Genomic DNA, 21,493 nt, shown 5'->3' with positions numbered 1-21,493 from the left:
GGGCTAATCATGGCAGAATCCGACGGCCAAGAACGTACCGAAGACGCCACCCCCCAGCGGCTTAAACAAGCTCGCGAAAAGGGACAGGTGGCGCGATCCAAAGAACTAGCATCGGTGTCCGTACTGATTGTTGGCTCGCTGTCACTGATGATGTTTGGCGAAGGGTTAGCGCGCGCATTGTTTAGTTCAATGTCGAGGTTATTCACCTTAACCCGAGAAGAAATCTACGACTCCACCAAACTCTTTGATGTTGTGCTCGGTGCACTGTCGAGCTTGCTGCTACCACTGACACTTATCTTGGTTGTGTTGTTCGTTGCTGCGCTTGTCGGCGCCGCGGGCGTCGGGGGCATTAGTTTTTCAGCGGAAGCAGCGATGCCAAAGCTGTCGAAAATGAACCCACTTAGCGGTGTGAAGCGAATGCTTGGGATGCAAAGCTGGGTGGAGCTTATCAAGTCGATTTTAAAAGTCGCGCTCGTTGCTGGGATGGCGTTTTATTTGGTTAACGCCTCGCGAGCGGACTTATTCCAGCTCAGTATGGAGGTCTATCCCCAGAACATCTTCCACGCACTGGATATTTTGCTTAACTTTATTTTGCTGATAAGTACGACGTTGCTCATTGTGGTAGCGATAGATATCCCGTTTCAGATCTGGCAGCACGCCAACCAACTGAAAATGACTAAGCAAGAAGTGAAAGACGAATACAAAGATACCGAGGGTAAACCTGAGGTGAAAGGGCGTATTCGTATGTTGCAACGGGAAGCCGCTCAACGGCGCATGATGGCAGAAGTGCCCCAAGCTGATGTGATTGTGACTAACCCTGAGCACTTTTCCGTAGCGCTTCGCTATAAACAAGGCCAAGACAAAGCGCCAATTGTGGTCGCAAAAGGTGTGGATCACATGGCGCTGAAGATCCGTGAAGTGGCAAGAGAGCACAATATTTATGTTATCCCGTCACCGCCATTAGCTCGCTCGCTTTATCACACCACAGAGCTGGAACAAGAAATCCCTGATGGACTGTTTGCTGCGGTGGCGCAAATTCTCGCTTATGTGTATCAGCTTAAGCAGTATCGCAAAAAGGGTGGACAGCGGCCTAAGCTGCAAAATGAGCAGGTCACCATCCCGAAAGACATGCGTTACTAATGCGACTTTGCCAGCGTGGGTGGCAAACTAGTGATGTCAAAAAAATGGCGCGCGTTAGTGGCGTAATTCTTGCACATTAGTCTGTATTAAAAGAAACAACCCGAGTCTCCAAGGAAAGTGGAGACCAGCAGTGAACTATCCGTAATGAAATTGACGTTACCTTTTGCCGATAAGTTGCCGAACATTCCGCGTCGAGCGCTACCTGCTATCGGTGCACCGGTTATGGTGCTTGCCGCGCTTGCGATGATTGTATTGCCGATCCCGGCAATTCTGCTCGACTTGTTCTTCACCTTTAATATCGCATTGGCCATGGTGGTCTTGCTGGTATCGGTCTATACCCGTCGTCCTCTCGATTTTGCCGCATTCCCAACCGTACTGCTGATTGCCACTCTGTTGCGTTTAGCGCTAAACGTGGCGTCTACTCGTGTGGTTTTACTCTATGGTCATGAAGGGGGCAGCGCTGCCGGTAACGTAATTGAAGCGTTTGGTAACGTGGTTATCGGTGGTAACTACGCCGTGGGTCTCGTGGTGTTTATGATTTTGATGATCATTAACTTCATGGTGGTTACCAAAGGTGCGGGACGTATTTCAGAGGTAAGTGCTCGCTTTACCCTCGATGCCCTACCAGGTAAACAGATGGCGATCGATGCTGACCTTAACGCTGGTCTCATTGACCAAGACCAAGCACGCCTGCGCCGTTTCGAAGTGACCAAAGAGGCTGACTTCTACGGCTCGATGGATGGTGCATCCAAATTTGTTAAGGGCGATGCCATTGCAGGTATCTTGATCCTGTTTCTCAACATCGTTGGGGGTCTCAGCATTGGTATGATGCAGCACTCGCTCGGCTTTACCGAAGCCCTGCAAATCTACACGTTGCTGACCATTGGTGATGGTTTGGTTGCTCAAATCCCATCGCTACTACTTTCCATTGCTGCCGCTATCATGGTGACCCGTCAAAATACTGACGAAGACATGGGGGAGCAGGTTGTATTCCAGCTTTTTGATAACCCGAAAGCATTGACTATCACCGCCGGTATTTTGGGTGTGATGGGTATTGTGCCGGGTATGCCACACTTTGCGTTTCTACTTTTGGCTGCGTTGGCTGGTGGTGGCGCCTATTGGATGCACCGTAAACAGCAAGCTAAAGCGGATGAGAAGAACCTACCGGCGGAGGTGGGTGCCAACAGCAATGACCCGGCTTCGCCGCCAAAAGAGCTCTCTTGGGATGACGTTCAGCCCGTTGATGTGATTGGTCTTGAAGTGGGCTATCGTTTAATTCCACTAGTAGACAGAGACCAAGGTGGTGAACTGCTTGAACGTGTGAAGGGTGTTCGTAAAAAGCTTTCCCAAGACTTTGGTTTTCTCATTCCTGCGGTGCATATTCGCGATAACTTAGAGCTGACGCCTAACTCTTATCGCATTACCTTGATGGGGGTCGCTGTGGGAGAAGCCGAAATTCGCCCCGATCAGGAGCTCGCGATTAATCCTGGACAAGTTTATGGCCTGATTGATGGTGAGCAAACTATTGACCCTGCATTTGGGCTAGAAGCGGTGTGGATTCAAGAAGCGCAGCGAGAACACGCCCAGGCGCTTGGTTATACCGTCGTAGACTCATCCACAGTGCTTGCCACTCATTTGAGTCAGCTCTTGACCAACAACGCCGCTCAACTATTAGGTCACGAAGAAGTGCAGAACCTTCTGGAAGTACTTGGTCGCAGCGCTCCGAAGTTGGTGGAAGATTTTGTCCCAGAACAATTGCCGCTGGGTACCGTGGTCAAGGTTCTACAGAACTTGCTGCATGAGGCGATTCCTATCCGTGATATCCGTACTATCGTCCAAACTTTGGCGGAATACTCCGGCAAGAGTCAAGAACCTGACGTATTGACGGCAGCGGTTCGTATCTCGCTGAAACGCCTGATTGTTCAGGAAATCAACGGCATAGAGCCAGAGCTTCCAGTGATTACCCTGATACCTGAGCTGGAACAAATTTTGCATCAAACTATGCAAGCGTCTGGCGGTGAATCCGCAGGCATTGAACCTGGATTAGCCGAAAGACTTCAAGCTTCGCTAACACAAGCGACTCAAGAGCAAGAGCTAAAAGGAGAGGCAGCTGTGCTGCTAACATCGGGTGTATTGCGTTCGACGCTCGCTAAATTCGTGAAAAATACCATTCCGAACTTGCGAGTCTTGTCTTACCAAGAAATCCCTGATGAGAAACAGATTAGAATCGTGCAGGCCGTAGGTAATTAACCTTAGTACTGGTCGCCGGTCTTAACACCGATGAGCCGGACATTGCACATTGAATGGATGTAACACTTGAAAATTAAACGATTTTTCGCCAGAGACATGAGGCAAGCTCTGCTCCAAGTTAAAGAAGAACTTGGCGCCGATGCTGTGATCATGTCGAATAAAAAAGTGGCGGGCGGCGTAGAAATCGTGGCTGCTATTGATGGCGATACTGCGCAGCCAGAGCGTCAAATGGGCAGCAATGCTCTAGCGGCGCCATCGCGTTCGGCCTTGCCGAGCTATGGTCGCGACCTCAAAGAGGATGTGGTGAACTTGCAAAAGAGCAGCGCCGCACCGACCAGTAGCGCACTACCATCGATGACCGATCGTTTCGCGAATATGCTAAAAAACTATCGCGGCAACGACAACGAGCAAAGCAAGCCGAAGAATACACCACCAGATTCACTCTCAGCATTACTTGAACGTCAGTCGGAGCGCAGTAAGTCTGCCGGCGATTCTCGTTCAGTGAGTGATGGCTATCAAAACAGCGACCGCTTGCAGTATGCTCAGCAAAACCGTTCTGAGACGGCTTTCCGTGACCGCCAAGAAAGTGCTCGTCCCTCTTACCGCTCTGACGAAGGCTATTTAGATAATGCTCGTGAGACGCGCAGACCAAGTAGTGGCCGCGATGGTAAGTTTGGTGAAGAGCTCGAAGCGATGAAAGAGGATATGTCCTCGATCCGTCGTTTGCTCGAACATCAAGTTTCCGGATTAATGTGGCAAGAAGTTGAGCGCCGTGAGCCGCTGCGTGCCATGTTGATTAAACGCCTTGAGCGCATGGGGATCTCCCCTGAGCTTTCTGACCAGCTTGCTTGCTATATTCCAGAAGACACACCGCCACAAAAAGCGTGGAAAGCGTTGCTGTCTTTGGTTTCCGATCAGATTGTTGTTAGTAAGCAAGATATCCTACGCAAAGGTGGCATCGTTGCGCTGCTCGGTCCTACAGGTGTCGGTAAAACCACGACTGTGGCAAAACTCGCTGCGCGTGCGGCGATGGAGTATGGCTCAGACAATGTCGCCTTGGTGACTACAGACACTTATCGTATCGGTGCTCATGAACAGCTGTCGATTTATGGCCGCATTATGGGTTGCCCGGTAAGAGTCGCTAAAGATTCTGAAGAATTGGCCGATGTACTCTATCAGTTGAGAAATCGACGTTTGGTGTTGATAGATACCGCCGGTATGGGTCAGCGCGATGTGCGTTTGTCCGAACAGTTAGACACTCTGATGCAAGAGAGTGGCGAAGTGATTCACAGTTACCTTGTTTTGCCTGCTACAGCGCAGCGACAAGTACTGCAAGAGACACTGGATCACTTTAGACGCATTCCGCTATCTGGTTGTATTATGACCAAGCTGGATGAGTCATTGAGTTTGGGTGAGTTTATTAGTGTCGTTGTCCAAAATGCACTACCGGTGACCTACATTGCGAATGGTCAGCGAGTACCGGAAGACATCGTGATCGCGCAGCCAAAATACATGGTCGCGAAAGCCAACGAATTATTAGAGAAGTCGACAGAGAATGAACCTCACTTCTGGAACAGTGATATGGAGGGGGTTTAGATGCAAGCGAAAATGACAAATAACATGATACATGATCAGGCCAGTGGCCTAAGACGTTTGACTAAACCAACTTTAACTAAAGTTATCTCTGTCACCGGCGGCAAAGGCGGCGTAGGTAAATCCAACGTAACGCTTGGTTTGGCCATTTGCATGGCGCGCCAAGGCAAGAAAGTGATGGTACTTGATGCCGACTTAGGTCTTGCTAATGTCGATGTCATGCTGGGCATCCGACCTAAGAAAAATCTGGGTCATGTTCTGGCGGGTGAGTGCGATTTAAAAGACGCTATCGTTGAAGGCCCACACGGCATTAAAATCATTCCAGCGACGTCGGGTACCCAAAGCATGACGGAACTGAGTCATGCACAGCACATGGGACTTATCCGTGCATTTGGTAGCTTGGAAGAAGAAATGGACGTGTTGCTGGTGGATACTGCAGCAGGTATTTCTGACATGGTGGTCAGTTTCTCGCGCGCCGCACAAGATGTTGTTGTGGTGGTCTGTGATGAACCAACGTCGATCACTGATGCCTATGCATTGATTAAATTGCTGAGCCGCGAGCACCAAGTGCAACGCTTCAAAGTGGTGGCGAACATGGTTCGTAGCTACCGAGAAGGCCGAGAATTGTTCACAAAATTGACACTAGTCACAGAGCGATTCTTGAATGTGAGCCTTGAGTTAGTCGCCTGTATTCCATTAGATGATAAAGTGCGACAAGCGGTGAAGAGACAAAAAATTGTTGTGGATGCATTTCCACGTTCACCGGCGGCATTGGCGATGAGCTCGCTAGCCAACAAAGCGCTGACTTGGCCAATACCAAAAGTACCAAGTGGCCACTTGGAGTTTTTTGTCGAGAGACTACTCAACAGACCGGAAGTATTAGAGGAACCGTTTGGTGAATAAAGCTTTGACCTATGACCAGCATGCCAATTTGAGTGGTCAGCAAGCTTTCTTGGAGAAATACTCAGTATTGGTGAAACGAATCGCTCACCATTTAATTGGGCGTTTACCACCTAACGTGTTGGTAGAAGACTTGATTCAGGCCGGAATGATCGGCTTGATTGAAGCACAAAAAAATTATGATGGTAGCAAAGGTGCAAGCTTTGAGACCTACGCTGGCATTCGCATTCGAGGTGCGATGCTAGACGATATTCGTCGAGGTGACTGGGTGCCGCGTTCGGTACACAAGCACAGTCGTGATATTTCGCAGGCGATTTCGGTATTGGAGGTGGAGCTTAATCGTGACCCGACCGATACGGAAGTCGCCAACCATTTAGGAATGAGCCTAGAACAATATCACAAGGCATTGTCAGACATTAACTGCTCAAAACTTGTTGGTATTGAAGATCTTGGCATTTCCGAAGACTCTGTATCTGTTGCAGATGAAGAAGATAACTCGCCTTTTCAGGGTGTCGCGGATGATGCATTTCGCGAAGCGTTAATAGAATCAATAAAATCGCTCCCAGAGCGTGAAGCGTTGACGTTATCCCTGTATTATGATGAAGAGTTAAATTTGAAGGAGATAGGTGAGGTATTGGGCGTCAGCGAATCGCGCGTTAGCCAAATACTAAGTCAATCCATGCAGCGTCTTCGCACCAAGCTAAGCGCTTGGACCGATAATAATTAATAAACACTGATTTTGCTTTCAGTGGAGGCAACTTTGAATAAAAACATGAAAATCTTGATTGTTGACGATTTTTCAACAATGCGTCGTATCGTTAAAAACCTTTTGCGCGACTTGGGTTTTAGCAACACGCTAGAAGCCGACGATGGTTTGACGGCTTTGCCAATGCTCAAGAAAGGCGATTTCGACTTTGTGGTGACTGACTGGAACATGCCTGGCATGCAAGGTATTGATCTGCTTCGCCATATTCGTGCCGACGAAGAGCTGAAGCATTTGCCTGTTCTTATGATCACTGCAGAAGCTAAGCGTGAGCAAATTATTGAAGCGGCGCAAGCGGGTGTAAACGGCTATATCGTTAAGCCTTTCACTGCGGCAACACTAAAAGAAAAACTAGATAAAATCTTTGAGCGTTTATAAGACGCCATAAATAGCAGACGGCTATATCAGAATGATTTCATTGGAACAAGCTAAGCAACTTGTTGATTTGTTAGAACAAGGCAAGCAACAAGAAGCGGACGAGCTGGTCATGATGATTCAAGGTGGCAGCGAGCGCAAAGTGCTTCAAGAAGTTGGTGCGCTAACCCGTGACCTACACGATGCACTGACGGAATTCAGTTACGATACTCGTCTTAACGAGATTGCTACTGACGAAATCCCAGAAGCGCGCGATCGCCTTGAATACGTCATCAATAAGACCGAAGTCTCAGCGAATACAACCATGGATGCGGTGGAACGCTGTTTGCCAATGGCGGACAGTTTACATGAGTGTTTAACTCAGGTACGCCCTCAGTGGAACGAGCTGATGCATGGCAGGCTCGAGCTACAGCAATTTAAAGACCTGTGTCATCGCATTGATGACTTACTCAGTCAGGTGGAAGGGGACAGTACCGAATTGCGTACTCAACTGACCAATATCCTTATGGCACAGGACTTTCAAGACCTTACTGGACAGATCATCCGACGCGTCATCACGTTAGTGAGTGAAGTGGAAACGCGCTTGGTAGAAATCTTGAAAGTGTTCAGTGACGAACAACAACCAATAACAACAAAACCAAAGCAAGCGACCTCTGGCGTTGAAGGACCAATCATAAATCCTCATGAGCGTGACGATGCTGTTGCTTCGCAAGACGAAGTTGATGACTTACTGTCAAGTCTTGGGTTTTAGGGGTGACTATGAGCTACGAATTAGATGAAGAGATCCTTCAGGACTTCCTAGTGGAAGCGGGGGAGATCCTAGAGTTACTTTCTGAGCAACTTGTTGAGCTAGAAAATAACCCGGAAGATAAAGATCTGCTCAACGCGATCTTTAGAGGCTTTCATACCGTGAAAGGTGGTGCCGGATTCTTGGCGTTGACCGAACTGGTTGATACCTGCCATGGCGCAGAAAACGTGTTCGATATATTACGTAACGGACAGCGTTCGGTGAATGCTAGCTTAATGGATACCATGTTAAAAGCGCTGGATACGGTAAACGTTCAGTTCCAGTCAGTTCAAAATATGGAGCCGATTGATCCTGCCGATCCTGCTCTGCTTGAAGAGCTTCATCGTTTAAGTAGCCCAGAATCTGCTGACGAAGCTGCAGCACCTCCACCGCCGCCAGTCGTCGACGTTGTTCCAGAATCCGTTCCTGAGGTAGTGTCAGAAGCGCCAGCTGCGGAGATCTCCGCGAGTGGTTCGATTGATGATATTACTCAAGACGAATTTGAACGTTTATTGGATGAGCTTCATGGTAAAGGTTGCAGTCCAACGAAATCAACCGCTAAACCGACCATGACAGTGGTTGAAACGCCAGCTCCCGCGTCAGCGCCGAGCGATCTTCCTTCATCGGATATAACCGACGACGAGTTCGAAAAGCTTCTAGATGAGCTTCATGGTGTTGGTAAAGGCCCATCTGCAGCGGATGGTGTTCAGCCAGCGCCAGTTGCTCCGTCTAAACCAGCGCCAACCCCCGCTGCTAGCTCTGCGAATGATGGCGGCGATTTGATGACAGACGAAGAGTTCGAAAAGTTGTTAGATGAACTGCATGGTGTAGGTAAAGGTCCCTCTCCTGATGAGCTAGATGCTGCGACTAAGCCTGCTTCAATGAACGAAGCACCTGCTGACACTAAGCCAGTTGAACCTGCAGCACCTGTCGCAGAGCCTGTTGCTGCACCAACTGTTGCACCTGTCAGCGTAGGTAACAGTGAAAAATCACTACCGGCTGAGAAAAAAGCGACGGCGGTTGCGCCTAAGAAACCACAAGCAGAAGCAAGTGTACGCGTTGATACGTCAACACTAGATACCATTATGAACATGGTAGGCGAATTGGTATTGGTTCGTAATCGTTTGGTGAGCTTAGGTCTTAACAGCAACGATGAAGAGATGTCGAAAGCGGTCTCGAATCTCGATGTTGTTACCGCAGATTTGCAAGGTGCGGTAATGAAAACCCGTATGCAACCGATTAAAAAGGTGTTTGGCCGTTTCCCTCGCGTGGTTCGCGATTTAGCACGTAGCCTAAACAAAGACATCGTACTTGAGATGCAAGGCGAAGATACCGATCTGGATAAAAACCTAGTCGAAGCACTCGCGGATCCATTGATCCACTTGGTGCGCAACTCGGTTGACCATGGCATTGAAATGCCAGACGTCCGTGAATCTACTGGCAAGTCCCGTACCGGTAAAATTACCTTATCAGCATCGCAAGAAGGCGACCATATTGAGCTCGCAATCATCGATGATGGTGGCGGTATGGATCCTGATAAACTGCGTGCCATTGCGGTGAAACGCGGAATGATGGATGAAGATGCTGCGTCTCGCTTGACGGATAAAGAGTGCTTTAACCTTATCTTTATGCCGGGTTTCTCAAGCAAAGAGAAGATTTCTGATATTTCTGGCCGTGGTGTAGGAATGGACGTGGTGAAAACCGCCATCAACACTCTAAACGGTTCAATCGATATCGATTCAGAGCTTGGTAAAGGCACCAAGATCACTATTAAAGTCCCACTGACTTTAGCGATCTTACCGACCTTGATGGTGGGTGTTGGTAAAAACCCATTTGCACTGCCACTTGCAAGTGTGAATGAGATTTTCCACTTGGACCTAAGCCGCACAAATGTGGTTGATGGTCAGTTGACGATTATCGTTCGTGATAAGTCTATCCCGCTATTCTATTTGCAAGACTGGTTAGCACCACACGCGGGTCGCGCTCAGCAGCGCACCGGCCATGGTCACGTCGTGATTGTTCAAATTGGTAGTCAGCGTGTTGGCTTTGTTGTTGATACCTTGATTGGTCAAGAGGAAGTGGTGATCAAGCCGCTCGATAGCTTGCTACAAGGTACTCCAGGTATGGCTGGTGCAACGATCACCAGTGACGGCCATATTGCGCTTATTCTTGACGTGCCGGACTTACTTAAACAGTACGCTGCAGCATCGCGTATCTGATAAGGAAGTCTATGTCGTTAAAAGTATTAGTTGTAGATGACTCTAGTTTCTTCCGTCGCCGAGTCAGCGACATTATCAATGCTGCGCCACGTCTGGAAGTTATCGACGTGGCCATCAATGGTAAAGAAGCGGTAGAAAAAGCGCTGGCGCTAAAGCCTGACGTGATCACTATGGACATTGAGATGCCCGTCATGGATGGCATCACTGCTGTCCGTGAGATTATGAGCGCTCAGCCAACCCCTATTTTGATGTTTTCTTCATTGACCCATGAAGGCGCAAAAGCCACGCTGGATGCGCTAGAAGCCGGGGCGTTGGACTTCTTGCCTAAGAAGTTTGAAGACATTGCACGAAATAAAGATGAAGCAGTTAGCTTACTGCAGCAGCGCGTGCAGCAAATTGCTAGCCGCAGAGCGTTATTGAGACGCACGGCGGTGCGCCGACCTATGTCTACGCCAAGCACTGCGCCAAGAGCCGCAGTCACTCGCTCTAATGATGATGCATCAGCGTCTAAAACGGCGGCACCTGCAGCGCGTTTTCGCAGTAGCGGCAAAAGCTATCAGTTGACGGCGATTGGTACGTCGACAGGCGGCCCTGTTGCCCTGCAAAAAATCCTGACTAAATTGCCAGCCAATTACCCTCATCCGATTTTGCTGATCCAGCATATGCCAGCAACTTTTACCGCAGCATTCGCGGCTAGGCTAAACTCGCTCTGCCAAATCACGGTGAAAGAGGCTGCGAATGGCGATGTACTGCAACCAGGTGTGGCCTATCTTGCCCCTGGCGGTATGCAAATGATGATCGAAGGGCGCCCTGGGAGTGCGAAAATCCGCATTCTTGATGGCGGTGAACGCATGAACTACAAACCTTGTGTTGATGTTACCTTTGGCTCGGCGGCCAAGATTTACCACGACAAAGTATTGTCGATGGTACTGACCGGAATGGGGGCTGATGGCCGAGAAGGTGCACGCATGCTGAAATCTGCTGGGTCGACGGTATGGGCTCAAGATGAAGACTCTTGCGTGGTTTACGGTATGCCACAAGCAGTCGCCAAGGCAGGGATATCTTCAGAAGATCTGCCTCTTGATCGTATTGCCGAACGCATTTTGGTTGAGTTGAAGAGGTCGTAACATGATCGTATGGAGTGTTGCTAACCAAAAAGGCGGTGTCGGTAAAACGACAACCACTGTTACGTTGGCGGGGCTTTTGAGCCAGAAAGGTAATCGTGTATTGCTTATCGATACCGATCCTCATGCCTCATTGACCACTTACTTAGGCATGGACTCAGATCATCTATCACACAGTTTGTTTGATCTGTTCCAGCTTAAAGAGTTCAGTGATAGTCGAGTTAAGCCGTTAATCCACAACACTAACATCGAAAATATCGATATTTTGCCAGCTCACATGTCGCTGGCAACGCTTGATCGAGTGATGGGTAATCGTAGTGGTATGGGGCTTATCCTTAAACGTGCTCTAATGACTATTCGTGATGACTACGATTACGTGTTGATTGATTGCCCACCTATCCTTGGGGTCATGATGGTGAATGCGCTGGCGGCAAGTGATCGCATCTTAATTCCGGTCCAAACAGAATTCTTAGCGATGAAAGGCTTAGAGCGTATGGTGCGTACACTTGCGATTATGCAAAAGTCGCGTCAGCGTCCGTTTAAGGTCACCATAGTGCCAACCATGTACGACAAACGTACGCGCGCATCGCTGCAAACCTTGACTCAGCTTAAACAAGATTACCCATCGCAAGTGTGGAGCTCGGCAGTACCGATAGACACTAAATTTCGCGATGCCAGTTTAAAGCATTTGCCTGCGTCACATTTTGCGGCGGGCAGTCGAGGTGTCTTTGCCTACAAACAGTTGCTGATTTACTTGGAGAGGCTAGCGCAAGATGAAAGCTGATACCGCGCCGCTCTCAAGTGAGCAGGCGCTGGATGATTACTTTGCGTCGCTGCTTGGTTTAGAACAAGACGAATTGCTGCTTGACGAAGAGCAAGCGCTCGAAGATGTTCCTGTTGAGCCAGAGCCAGAGCCAGAGCCAGAGCCAGAGCCAGAGCCAGAGCCAGAGCCAGAGCCAGAGCCAGAGCCAGAGCCAGATTGGAATGATACAACGCCACCTCTTATGACACAGGCCGCACCAGATGTGCAGCAGTCGGTGGAGGCGGAGTTTGAAGCGTTTGCGGAGCAGCCAGATTTGCAACATCTGGAAAAACTGTTCAGCGGCCTTCAGCAGCAAGTGGACATTGAAATTGAACCGCAAGCTGAGCCAAGCCTTGAACAGCCGACAGTAGATGCAGCCAGTGAGAGTGAAATCCAAGGCTGGGATGTTGAAGCATTAGAAGCTGACACTGTCATTGCGCCTGAGCTGAATGAACTTGATAATCTTCAGTCATCAATCAACGCTCAAGAGACGGTGGAAGTCGCCGATAGTATAGAAGTGGCTGAAAGTGTAGCGGTTGAAACCCAACCTGACGTCGCGAATGGCGGTGGTGCGGATCACGTTTGGGTAAACAACGAACGTACCGAGAGCTTTCAAGTACTCTACTTTGACGTTGGCGGAATGACGTTTGCGGTGCCTTTAGATGAGCTAGGTGGTATTCATCAAATGGGCGAGTTAAGTCATTTGATTGGGCGACCTGCTTGGTACTTAGGTTTACAGTCGAGTCGAGAGAGCCAGCTTGATGTCGTCGACACAGCAATGTGGGTGATGCCGGATGTGCTCAAAGATGATAGTTACAAAGAAGACTATCAATACATTGTCATGCTCGGTGAGAGTAACTGGGGACTTGCTGCAACAGAACTTAAGGGCACGGAACAACTTCAGCCTGTTGCCGTTCGCTGGCGTGAGAAAGCAGGTAAGCGGCCGTGGCTTGCAGGCATGGTGAAACAGCAAATGTGTGCGCTGGTTCATGTGTCTGAACTAATAGATATGCTTAACGCTGGATTAGATGTTAAATCAGTACAGTGATTGAATAAATTGATGTCAAACGACGTAGAGCGTCGCTGATCAGAATGAAATTGAGAGGAAGACTATGTCTCAAACGATGGATGTTGAACTAAGAAAAGAACAATCAAACGATGAAGTTCTTCAGTGGGTTACGTTTCAACTAGAAGAAGAAACCTATGGCATCAACGTAATGCAAGTACGCGAAGTGCTGCGTTACACTGAAATCGCTCCAGTACCAGGTGCACCAGATTACGTGCTAGGTATTATCAATCTGCGTGGTAACGTTGTGACGGTTATCGACACTCGCTCACGCTTTGGTTTGATGCAAGGTGAGATCACAGACAACACGCGTATTATTGTGATTGAGTCTGAGCGCCAAGTGATTGGTATCTTGGTTGATAGCGTTGCGGAAGTGGTTTACCTACGTTCGTCAGAAATTGATACCACACCAAGCGTGGGTACCGATGAAAGTGCTAAGTTTATCCAAGGTGTAAGTAACCGTGATGGCAAACTGCTTATCCTTGTTGACCTCAATAAACTGCTCTCTGAAGATGAGTGGGATGAGATGGCTTACCTATAATGTTTGACGCTGTGTCTTTAACGTCACCTCTTCTTTGGGGAGGGGTGGCGATTGTCGTTATCCTTTTCGTTTGGTTGGTGAAAGTGCATCGTGGCTTAAACATGCACAAGGCACATGCACGACAACAGAAGCGATCGTTAGAAAAGGAAGTCGAGAAGTGCAATAAGCAGTTACTTGAAGTTCGCTCCGTATTGGTAGGGCTTGGCCAAAAGGTTTCTGAACAAGAGGAAATCATCGTCCACCTTACCGAACGTATTCTTGAACTTGAGAACGTCGACAACGATGGGCGCTTATACACTCGCGCTAACAAGATGGTACGCTTGGGCGCCGACATTAACGAGCTTATTGAAGAGTGCGAACTCCCAAAAGCCGAAGCTGAGCTGATGCTTTCTTTACAGAAAAAGATCGCTGGCAAAGAAAAAGTACCACCGCTGCACAAAGAGCGAGCACAACCTGCGCGCCGAGCGGCAACGAACTATCCACCACAAAAACGACCACGCTAGACGATCTGTTTATTCACAGGGCGTTAATGTCTAATTGACGCCCTTAAAATACCTCAATAACAATCGTAACACTCTTTTACTCTTTCTAATTAGCCGACTGAATGCAGTCTGGTATCCTATCATGCGTCCGAATGTGAAGTTTTGTGTCGGAATATACTACTTTGTGGGTAGTTGTTTCAGTTAGAGAACAGTAATTTATTGTTTATTACTAAGTTTCGTGAAGCCGATTTAAACATTACACTTTCACGCATAAGTAGCTATGGTAAGATGAACGCCCAGTCGAGCCAGTGTTTAATTGAATGTTAGAAGTTACAAATTTAACCGCGATTCGAGATGAGCGGATATTGTTCGAAAATTTATCATTTTCGTTACAAGGCGGTGATCTCGTTCAGATTGAGGGTCGCAACGGGACCGGTAAAACCACCTTAATGCGCATCGTAGCGGGATTGGGAGATAAAGAGGAAGGCGACATCAAATGGAATGGTGAGTCTATCCAATCCAATCGAGAAGACTTCCATCAATCACTGCTGTTTCTTGGCCATCAAACTGGCGTAAAGCGCGATCTCACTGCGTTTGAGAACCTTAGATTTTATCAATCGATACACGCACCTCTCACTTCGGACCAACAAATTTTTACTGCGCTAACGCAAGTTGGACTCGCTGGACGTGAAGACGTGCCGGTGGCTCAGCTTTCTGCGGGGCAGCAGCGACGCGTGGCGTTGGCTAGGTTGTGGTTAAGTGAGCAAATGTTGTGGATCCTTGATGAGCCACTGACTGCGATTGATAAGCAAGGGGTAAAGGTACTGGAAAACTTGTTTTTGGAGCATGCGAACAAAGGTGGGATAGTTTTACTTACCACGCACCAAGATATGTTTAGTGACAACCCTAAACTTAAAAAAATCACCTTGGGAGCTTAAACGATGATGTTGTCTTCCATGATGAAAATTGTTCGCCGCGAACTGCTGATTGCGTTTCGTCGCCAAGCGGATATTTTCAACCCATTGTGGTTTTTTATCATAGTGATCACGCTGTTTCCGCTTAGTATCGGCCCAGAGCCTAATCTGCTAGCGCGAATTTCAGCAGGGATTGTATGGGTGGCTGCGCTGCTATCGGCGCTGCTTTCCTTAGAACGACTGTTCAAAGATGATTTTCAAGATGGCTCTTTAGAGCAGATGATGCTGATGCCTATCCCACTGCAATTAGTAGTGATGGCAAAGATCATCGCGCACTGGCTACTTACGGGGTTGCCGCTTATTATTATCAGCCCATTGCTGGCAATTTTGTTGTCTCTTGATAGCAATACATGGATTGCGGTGGTGCTGACCCTGTTGGTAGGAACACCAACACTGAGCTTTATTGGAGCTATTGGGGTAGCCTTGACTGTAGGGCTGCAAAAAGGAGGAGTGCTGCTGAGTCTACTGGTGCTCCCGCTTTACATCCCAATTCTAATATTTGCTACATCAGCGATTGATGCTGCCTCCTTAGGGGTTGCGTATAATGGTCAGTTAGCTTTGCTCGCGGCCATGCTGGTGGGCGCGATGACCTTGACTCCCTTTGCCATCAGTGCAGCCTTGAGAGTCAGCGTCAACTAATATAATAACGCTAATATCATTGTCCAAAGCGAATATCACAGCTTAAAGCAATGGGAAAAATGTCGTCAAAGAGTGAGAAACACTATGTGGAAATGGCTTCATCCTTACGCCAAAACCGAAACCACTTATCAGCTGTGTGGCAAATTACTGCCTTGGTTTGCCACCCTTGCATTGCTGTGCCTTTCTATTGGTACCGTTTGGGGGCTTGCTTACGCGCCTGCGGATTACCAGCAAGGCGACAGCTTTAGGATCATTTATATTCATGTACCTTCGGCTATCTGGTCGATGGGTGTGTACATGTCGATGGCCATCGCCGCGTTTGTTGGCTTAGTGTGGCAGTTGAAACTCTCTAGTATGGCGGCACTGGCTATGGCACCCATCGGTGCAGTGTTTACGTTCATTGCGCTTCTCACTGGCGCAGTTTGGGGTAAACCTATGTGGGGCGCATGGTGGGTGTGGGATGCACGCCTGACCTCTGAGCTTATCTTACTGTTTTTATACCTTGGTGTTATCGCACTTTACCATGCGTTCGATGATCAAAAAACGGCCGCTAAAGCGGCGGGTATTCTCGCGATCGTTGGTGTGGTGAATTTGCCGATTATCCACTTCTCAGTGGAGTGGTGGAACACGTTGCACCAAGGCGCAACCATTACTAAATTTGCGAAGCCATCGATCTCCAACGATATGTTGTGGCCGCTGCTACTGAATATTTTTGGCTTTGCATTTTTCTTCGGTGCGCTGACGATGATCCGCCTGCGTAACGAAATCATCAGTAAAGAAGGCCACAGACCATGGGTGGTTGCCTTGGCTGCGCAATCGAATCAGAAGGGGTAAATCACCATGCACTTTGAATCCTTGAGCGACTTTTTTGCCATGGGCGGCTACGCGGCGTATGTGTGGAGTGCCTTCGGTATTACTTACTTAGCTATGTTGATTCTTTGGGTGACAAGCGTGTCACGCGGCAAGAAATTGCTCAAAGATGTACAAGCCAAAGTCGATAGACAAGCGCGCATCGACGCGGCGAAAAATATGGAGAACACACTATGACCCCAAGACGTAAGAAAAGGCTTGGCATTATTTTAGCCATTTTCGTTGGTATCAGTGCGACGGTTGGGTTGATTCTCTATGCGCTAAACCAAAACATGGATTTGTTCTACACGCCAACGGAATTGGTGAACGGTAAAGAAAATGGCGGCAAACCAGAAATCGGCCAGCGTCTTCGAATCGGCGGTATGGTGGTTGCGGGTTCGGTCAGTCGTGATTCTGAATCACTGCGTGTGAGTTTTGACCTTGCCGATGTCGGCCCGAAGGTTACGGTAGTCTACGATGGCATTCTTCCGGACTTGTTCCGTGAAGGGCAGGGCATTGTGGCACAAGGCGTACTGGTTGAACCGACCAAAATCGAGGCTTTCGAAGTTCTTGCTAAGCACGATGAAGAATACATGCCACCTGAGATTGCTGAAGCGATGAAGAAAACTCACGCCCCACTGGAATACTCTGAAGAACAAAAACAAGGAAGCGGTCTATGATTGCTGAAATCGGCCACTTTGCGCTGATACTCTCGCTCAGTTTGTCTGTGCTGTTGAGTATCTTGCCGCTGTTTGGTGCCTCTCGAAACAACACTATGCTGATGAATACTGCAAGACCTTTGTCTTGGGGTATGTTCATCATGCTGCTTATTTCATTCCTTATCTTGGAGTGGGCGTTCTACGTTAATGATTTCACTTTGCAATATGTGGCGAATAACTCGAATACCCAGTTGCCTTGGTATTATCGCCTAACCGCTGTATGGGGTGCACACGAAGGTTCATTATTGCTGTGGGTGTTAATCCAAGCAGCGTGGACAGTTGCCGTTGCGACATTTAGTCGCGGTATGCCGCAAGAATCTGTCGCTCGTGTGCTCGCGGTGATGGGTATGATCACAGTAGGTTTCCTACTGTTCATTATTGTTACCTCGAACCCATTCTTAAGAACATTACCTTTCTTCCCTGTTGATGGCCGTGACCTCAACCCGTTATTGCAAGACCCGGGATTGATCATCCACCCACCAATGCTCTACATGGGTTACGTAGGTTTCTCTGTTGCGTTCTCGTTTGCTATTGCCTCACTCATGTCAGGTCGTCTTGATACGGCGTGGGCACGTTGGTCTCGTCCTTGGACGACAGCGGCGTGGGTATTCCTAACTATGGGTATTGCGCTTGGCTCTTGGTGGGCGTATTACGAACTTGGCTGGGGCGGCTGGTGGTTCTGGGATCCAGTAGAAAATGCCTCTTTCATGCCTTGGCTTGCGGGTACGGCATTGATGCACTCACTAGCCGTGACGGAAAAACGCGGCACTTTTAAAGCATGGACGGTATTGCTAGCGATCTCTGCGTTCTCTTTGAGCCTGTTAGGTACCTTCTTGGTTCGCTCAGGTATCTTGGTATCCGTTCACGCGTTCGCCTCTGATCCATCGCGCGGTATGTTCATCCTTGGCTTCTTGGTATTTGTCATCGGTGGTTCGCTGTTGTTATTTGCCTTGAAAGGCGCTTCAGTGCGTGCACGCGGCAATTTTGATTTGCTGTCGCGAGAAAACGCGTTGCTTGGTAATAATGTGCTGTTGATGGCGGCGTTGGTTGTCGTATTGGTTGGTACTTTGTTACCGTTGGTACACAAACAAATTGGTTTAGGTTCAGTATCTATCGGCGCGCCTTTCTTCGATATGCTGTTTGCATGGTTGATGATTCCGTTTTCGTTCCTACTTGGTATTGGTCCGCTGATCCGTTGGAAGCGTGACAAACTATCGACTCTAGCTAAACCTATGCTCGTCTCCGGTATTATCTCAGTGGTCTTCTCTGCACTGATGATGTTAGTCCTAGCTGAATACTTCACTGGAATGGCGTTCCTTGGTTGGCTGATGGCTTCTTGGATCATTACGATGCACGGCTTTGAGCTGTACGAGCGTGCAACTCATCGCCACTCGTTTGCTGAAGGTGTTAAGAAGCTACCTCGCAGTCACTGGGCAATGATCCTTGGTCACCTTGGTCTTGCTGTAAGTATTATCGGTATTGCGATGGTGCAAATTTACAGTATTGAGCGTGACGTTCGTTTGGCTCCTGGTGAAAACTATCAGGTTTACGATTACAACTTCTACTTCCAAGGCGTGCGTGATAAAGACGGCCCTAACTACGACGGCTACATTGCTGACTTTGAAATTACCAAAGATGGTAAGTACATCAACACCTTGCACGCTGAGAAACGTTTCTATCGCACGGCGAAGTCGATGATGACGGAAGCGGCGATCGATCGCGGCGTAACGCGCGACCTTTATATTGCGATGGGTGAGCGACTGGATGACGGTAAATCATGGGCAGTGCGTATCTACCACAAGCCATTCGTACGTTGGATTTGGTTTGGTGCCATCATGATGTCGATTGGTGGTGCGCTGGCAATCAGCGACAAGCGTTATCGTTTTAGAAAAACCGATAAAGCGCAAGGAGAGGCATAATGAATAAAAAAATTCTGTTTATTCCGTTAGTTGCCTTTCTGATTCTAGTTTCGGTCTTCGCTGTGCAGTTAGGTCGAAACCAAGCCGGTGATGACCCAACTAAATTAGAGTCGGTATTGATTGGCAAGCAAGTACCACAGTTTCGTCTAGAAGACTTGGCGGAACCTGGCAAGTTGTATGACCAAGCTGTGTTTACAGGTGAGCCTCTACTACTTAATGTATGGGCGACCTGGTGTCCAACCTGTTATGCCGAGCATCAATATCTCAATGAACTTGCTGCAAATGGCGTGAAAATCATTGGCCTTAACTACAAGGACCAGCGTAATAAAGCGGTTCAGTGGCTAAACGAGCTTGGTAACCCATACCTAATCAGTCTTTTTGATGGTGACGGTATGCTTGGACTGGATCTTGGCGTATATGGAGCACCAGAGACGTTTCTCATCGATGCGAACGGTGTCATTCGTTATCGCCATGTAGGTGATGTTAATTCGCAAAACTGGAGTGAAAAACTTCAGCCGCTGTATCAGCAGATGCTAGAGGAGGCGAAGCAATGAAAAAATGGTTAGTTGCGCTGGCCTCAAGCTTAGTCTTGGCATTTGCGGTAAACGCTACAATTGAGATTCATGAATTTGATTCGCTAGAGCAAGAGAATCAGTTTAAAGAACTGAGCCACACATTGCGGTGCCCTAAGTGTCAGAACAACACGATTGGTGACTCAAACGCTGAACTCGCGCAAGATTTGCGTCAGAAAGTGTATGAGATGACTAAAGAGGGCAAATCGAAGCAAGAAATCGTTGATTACATGATTGCTCGTTACGGTAACTTTGTAACCTATAACCCGCCATTAACGCTCGCAACGTCGATACTTTGGCTTGGGCCGCTGTTTGTTATCGTGCTTGGCTTTGGATTAATTGTGGTACGAAGCCGCAACAATCGCATTCAGAAAGCCCAGAAAAGTGAGCAGTGGAGCGATGACAAAGAAGCCAAGCTAAAGGCTTTACTCGATGACAAAGAGACTGGAGATAAGCAGTAATGACACTATTTTGGATATCAACTGTCGTTCTTGTCGTCGTTGCTATTGTGCTATTGGCTATGACGCTAAACAGTAAGAAAGCCAATAATGATGACCAACTTCGTGACGAGCTAAACAAGGCATTCTATAAAGATCGCCTGACCGAGCTCGAAGAAGAAACTAACGAAGGTTTGGTAGAAAACCAGCAAGATCTGATTGACGATCTTAAGCAGTCACTGCTTGATGACATTCCAAATCAAGCGGAGACAAAGAAAACTTCTTTATCGCCAATGACGATTCTTGTGCCTTCAGTGGTGCTGGTTGTCGTCATGACTTACGGGTTGTACATGCATTTCGGTGGTGCTGGTAAAGTTCAGGATTGGCAAGAAGTATCTGGTCGTTTGCCAGAACTTTCTAAGCGTTTGATGGGTGAGTCAGCTGAGCCAATGACAGAAGACGAGATGCAAGACCTAACGTTAGCGCTTCGTACTCGTCTGCATTATCAGCCTGATGATTCAACCGGTTGGTTGTTACTTGGTCGTATTGCACTTGCTAACCGCGACGTGACAACAGCGACAGATGCAATGGAAAAAGCCTACCGTCTTGAGCCAAATGATGCAGATGTGAAGCTGGGTTATGCGCAGGCTTTGATGATGTCACAAGACGAATTAGAGCAGAATCAGGCTCGAGGCCTTTTGAACAGCTTGTTGAAAGAAGAGTATGTTGATCTACGCGTCCTTTCTCTTCTCGCATTTGATGCTTTTGAGCGTCAGGATTACCCAGCCGCGGTTCGTTATTGGTCTGTTATGCAACGTATGATTGGTCCTGATGATAGCCGTTATGAAATGTTGACTCGCAGTATTGAAAATGCGCAAGCCAAAATGGGTGAGCCAATTGTTGAAGGCAAATCTGTCGCTGTCACGATTACCGTGTCATCAGACGTGAGCCTTCCTCAAGATGCTGCGCTGATTGTGTCTGTGCACCCAGCTGATGGCTCTCCAATGCCAGTAGCGGCAGCTCGTTACCCGCTAGGAACATTCCCTCGCACAGTAGTACTGGATGACAACAACAGCATGATGCAAGGTCGTAAGTTATCTAGCCTTGATGGTTTGATTGTTAGAGCCCGTATTGACAGTGATGGGAATGTTGCAACACGAGATGGCGATTGGTTTGGTGAAAGCCAGCCTGCCGCACTTGGTGATACTGTAGAGCTTGTTATTGACCAGCAGTACTAATCAACAAACTATGGCGTGTGATTAAATAAAATGTGTCCAACTTGTTGCTTTAACTAGCTTGGACGGTCGCATGCCGCTATACTCATCCATAGTGGTTATTAATA

At 48.2% G+C, this 21,493-nt stretch carries 22 protein-coding genes; all 22 read left to right on the top strand.

Features of this window, described 5'->3' with window-relative positions:
• Positions 1–9 precede the first annotated feature (9 nt).
• The 22 genes from flhB to ccmI all read left to right on the top strand — a co-directional run bounded on the left by flhB (position 10) and on the right by ccmI (position 21,389).
• Positions 10–1,140, top strand: coding sequence for a flagellar biosynthesis protein FlhB (gene flhB / locus ACVA6Q_RS08225; protein ID WP_353496731.1), 1,131 nt, complete (start codon positions 10–12; stop codon positions 1,138–1,140).
• 144 nt (positions 1,141–1,284) lie between these two features.
• Positions 1,285–3,390 carry a flagellar biosynthesis protein FlhA gene (gene flhA, locus ACVA6Q_RS08220; RefSeq protein ID WP_446647226.1) on the top strand — a complete coding sequence of 702 codons (2,106 nt, stop codon included), beginning with the start codon at positions 1,285–1,287 and terminating at the stop codon, positions 3,388–3,390.
• Between the two features lie 66 nt (positions 3,391–3,456).
• On the top strand, positions 3,457–4,986 hold the full coding sequence (flhF, locus tag ACVA6Q_RS08215; protein ID WP_446647225.1) for a flagellar biosynthesis protein FlhF: 1,530 nt from the start codon (positions 3,457–3,459) through the stop codon (positions 4,984–4,986).
• A gap of 12 nt (positions 4,987–4,998) precedes the next feature.
• Positions 4,999–5,886, top strand: coding sequence for a MinD/ParA family protein (locus ACVA6Q_RS08210; RefSeq protein WP_418642265.1), 888 nt, complete (start codon positions 4,999–5,001; stop codon positions 5,884–5,886).
• Positions 5,879–6,610, top strand: a complete 732-nt coding sequence (locus ACVA6Q_RS08205; protein WP_429761420.1) for an RNA polymerase sigma factor FliA — start codon at positions 5,879–5,881, stop codon at positions 6,608–6,610. Before ACVA6Q_RS08210 ends, ACVA6Q_RS08205 begins: the two co-directional genes overlap by 8 nt.
• 45 nt (positions 6,611–6,655) lie before the next feature.
• Entirely contained in the window at positions 6,656–7,024 is a 369-nt protein-coding gene (gene cheY / locus ACVA6Q_RS08200; RefSeq protein WP_006069980.1) for a chemotaxis response regulator CheY, read from the top strand.
• Positions 7,025–7,055: 31 nt separating this feature from the next.
• Positions 7,056–7,772 carry a protein phosphatase CheZ gene (locus tag ACVA6Q_RS08195; protein ID WP_353496726.1) on the top strand — a complete coding sequence of 239 codons (717 nt, stop codon included), beginning with the start codon at positions 7,056–7,058 and terminating at the stop codon, positions 7,770–7,772.
• Positions 7,773–7,780: 8 nt separating this feature from the next.
• A complete protein-coding gene (locus ACVA6Q_RS08190) occupies positions 7,781–10,027 on the top strand; it encodes a chemotaxis protein CheW (protein ID WP_446647224.1) in 2,247 nt (748 codons plus the stop codon).
• Between the two features lie 11 nt (positions 10,028–10,038).
• Positions 10,039–11,154 (top strand): protein-glutamate methylesterase/protein-glutamine glutaminase, encoded by a 1,116-nt coding sequence (locus tag ACVA6Q_RS08185; protein WP_446647223.1) that lies wholly within the window; start codon positions 10,039–10,041, stop codon positions 11,152–11,154.
• A gap of 1 nt (position 11,155) precedes the next feature.
• On the top strand, positions 11,156–11,935 hold the full coding sequence (locus ACVA6Q_RS08180; RefSeq protein WP_353496723.1) for a ParA family protein: 780 nt from the start codon (positions 11,156–11,158) through the stop codon (positions 11,933–11,935).
• Entirely contained in the window at positions 11,925–13,001 is a 1,077-nt protein-coding gene (locus ACVA6Q_RS08175; RefSeq protein ID WP_446647222.1) for a chemotaxis protein CheW, read from the top strand. The genes ACVA6Q_RS08180 and ACVA6Q_RS08175 overlap by 11 nt, the downstream gene beginning before the upstream one ends.
• 64 nt (positions 13,002–13,065) lie before the next feature.
• Positions 13,066–13,560, top strand: coding sequence for a chemotaxis protein CheW (locus ACVA6Q_RS08170; RefSeq protein ID WP_042478487.1), 495 nt, complete (start codon positions 13,066–13,068; stop codon positions 13,558–13,560).
• Positions 13,560–14,063, top strand: a complete 504-nt coding sequence (locus ACVA6Q_RS08165) for a DUF2802 domain-containing protein (protein ID WP_429761811.1) — start codon at positions 13,560–13,562, stop codon at positions 14,061–14,063. Before ACVA6Q_RS08170 ends, ACVA6Q_RS08165 begins: the two co-directional genes overlap by 1 nt.
• Before the next feature lie 299 nt (positions 14,064–14,362).
• The gene (gene ccmA / locus ACVA6Q_RS08160) at positions 14,363–14,980 is read left to right on the top strand and encodes a cytochrome c biogenesis heme-transporting ATPase CcmA (RefSeq protein ID WP_353496720.1); all 618 of its coding nucleotides are present in this window, start codon (positions 14,363–14,365) and stop codon (positions 14,978–14,980) included.
• 6 nt (positions 14,981–14,986) lie between these two features.
• Positions 14,987–15,655, top strand: a complete 669-nt coding sequence (gene ccmB / locus ACVA6Q_RS08155) for a heme exporter protein CcmB (RefSeq protein WP_042497161.1) — start codon at positions 14,987–14,989, stop codon at positions 15,653–15,655.
• Positions 15,656–15,739: 84 nt separating this feature from the next.
• Positions 15,740–16,489 (top strand): heme ABC transporter permease, encoded by a 750-nt coding sequence (locus ACVA6Q_RS08150; RefSeq protein ID WP_353496719.1) that lies wholly within the window; start codon positions 15,740–15,742, stop codon positions 16,487–16,489.
• A 6-nt stretch (positions 16,490–16,495) separates the two neighbouring features.
• A complete protein-coding gene (gene ccmD / locus ACVA6Q_RS08145) occupies positions 16,496–16,702 on the top strand; it encodes a heme exporter protein CcmD (RefSeq protein ID WP_429761807.1) in 207 nt (68 codons plus the stop codon).
• Positions 16,699–17,184: a cytochrome c maturation protein CcmE gene (gene ccmE, locus ACVA6Q_RS08140; RefSeq protein ID WP_353496717.1), complete on the top strand. Its 486-nt coding sequence runs from the start codon at positions 16,699–16,701 to the stop codon at positions 17,182–17,184. The genes ccmD and ccmE overlap by 4 nt, the downstream gene beginning before the upstream one ends.
• Positions 17,181–19,142: a heme lyase CcmF/NrfE family subunit gene (locus ACVA6Q_RS08135; protein ID WP_446647221.1), complete on the top strand. Its 1,962-nt coding sequence runs from the start codon at positions 17,181–17,183 to the stop codon at positions 19,140–19,142. Before ccmE ends, ACVA6Q_RS08135 begins: the two co-directional genes overlap by 4 nt.
• Positions 19,142–19,696, top strand: coding sequence for a DsbE family thiol:disulfide interchange protein (locus tag ACVA6Q_RS08130; protein WP_353496715.1), 555 nt, complete (start codon positions 19,142–19,144; stop codon positions 19,694–19,696). Before ACVA6Q_RS08135 ends, ACVA6Q_RS08130 begins: the two co-directional genes overlap by 1 nt.
• Positions 19,693–20,175 (top strand): cytochrome c-type biogenesis protein, encoded by a 483-nt coding sequence (locus ACVA6Q_RS08125; RefSeq protein ID WP_112462189.1) that lies wholly within the window; start codon positions 19,693–19,695, stop codon positions 20,173–20,175. Before ACVA6Q_RS08130 ends, ACVA6Q_RS08125 begins: the two co-directional genes overlap by 4 nt.
• Positions 20,175–21,389, top strand: coding sequence for a c-type cytochrome biogenesis protein CcmI (gene ccmI, locus ACVA6Q_RS08120; RefSeq protein ID WP_418642048.1), 1,215 nt, complete (start codon positions 20,175–20,177; stop codon positions 21,387–21,389). The genes ACVA6Q_RS08125 and ccmI overlap by 1 nt, the downstream gene beginning before the upstream one ends.
• Positions 21,390–21,493: the final 104 nt, after the last annotated feature.

Source organism: Vibrio sp. DNB22_10_4, assembly GCF_052879755.1.
This window is presented reverse-complemented; position numbering and strand designations above follow the sequence as displayed.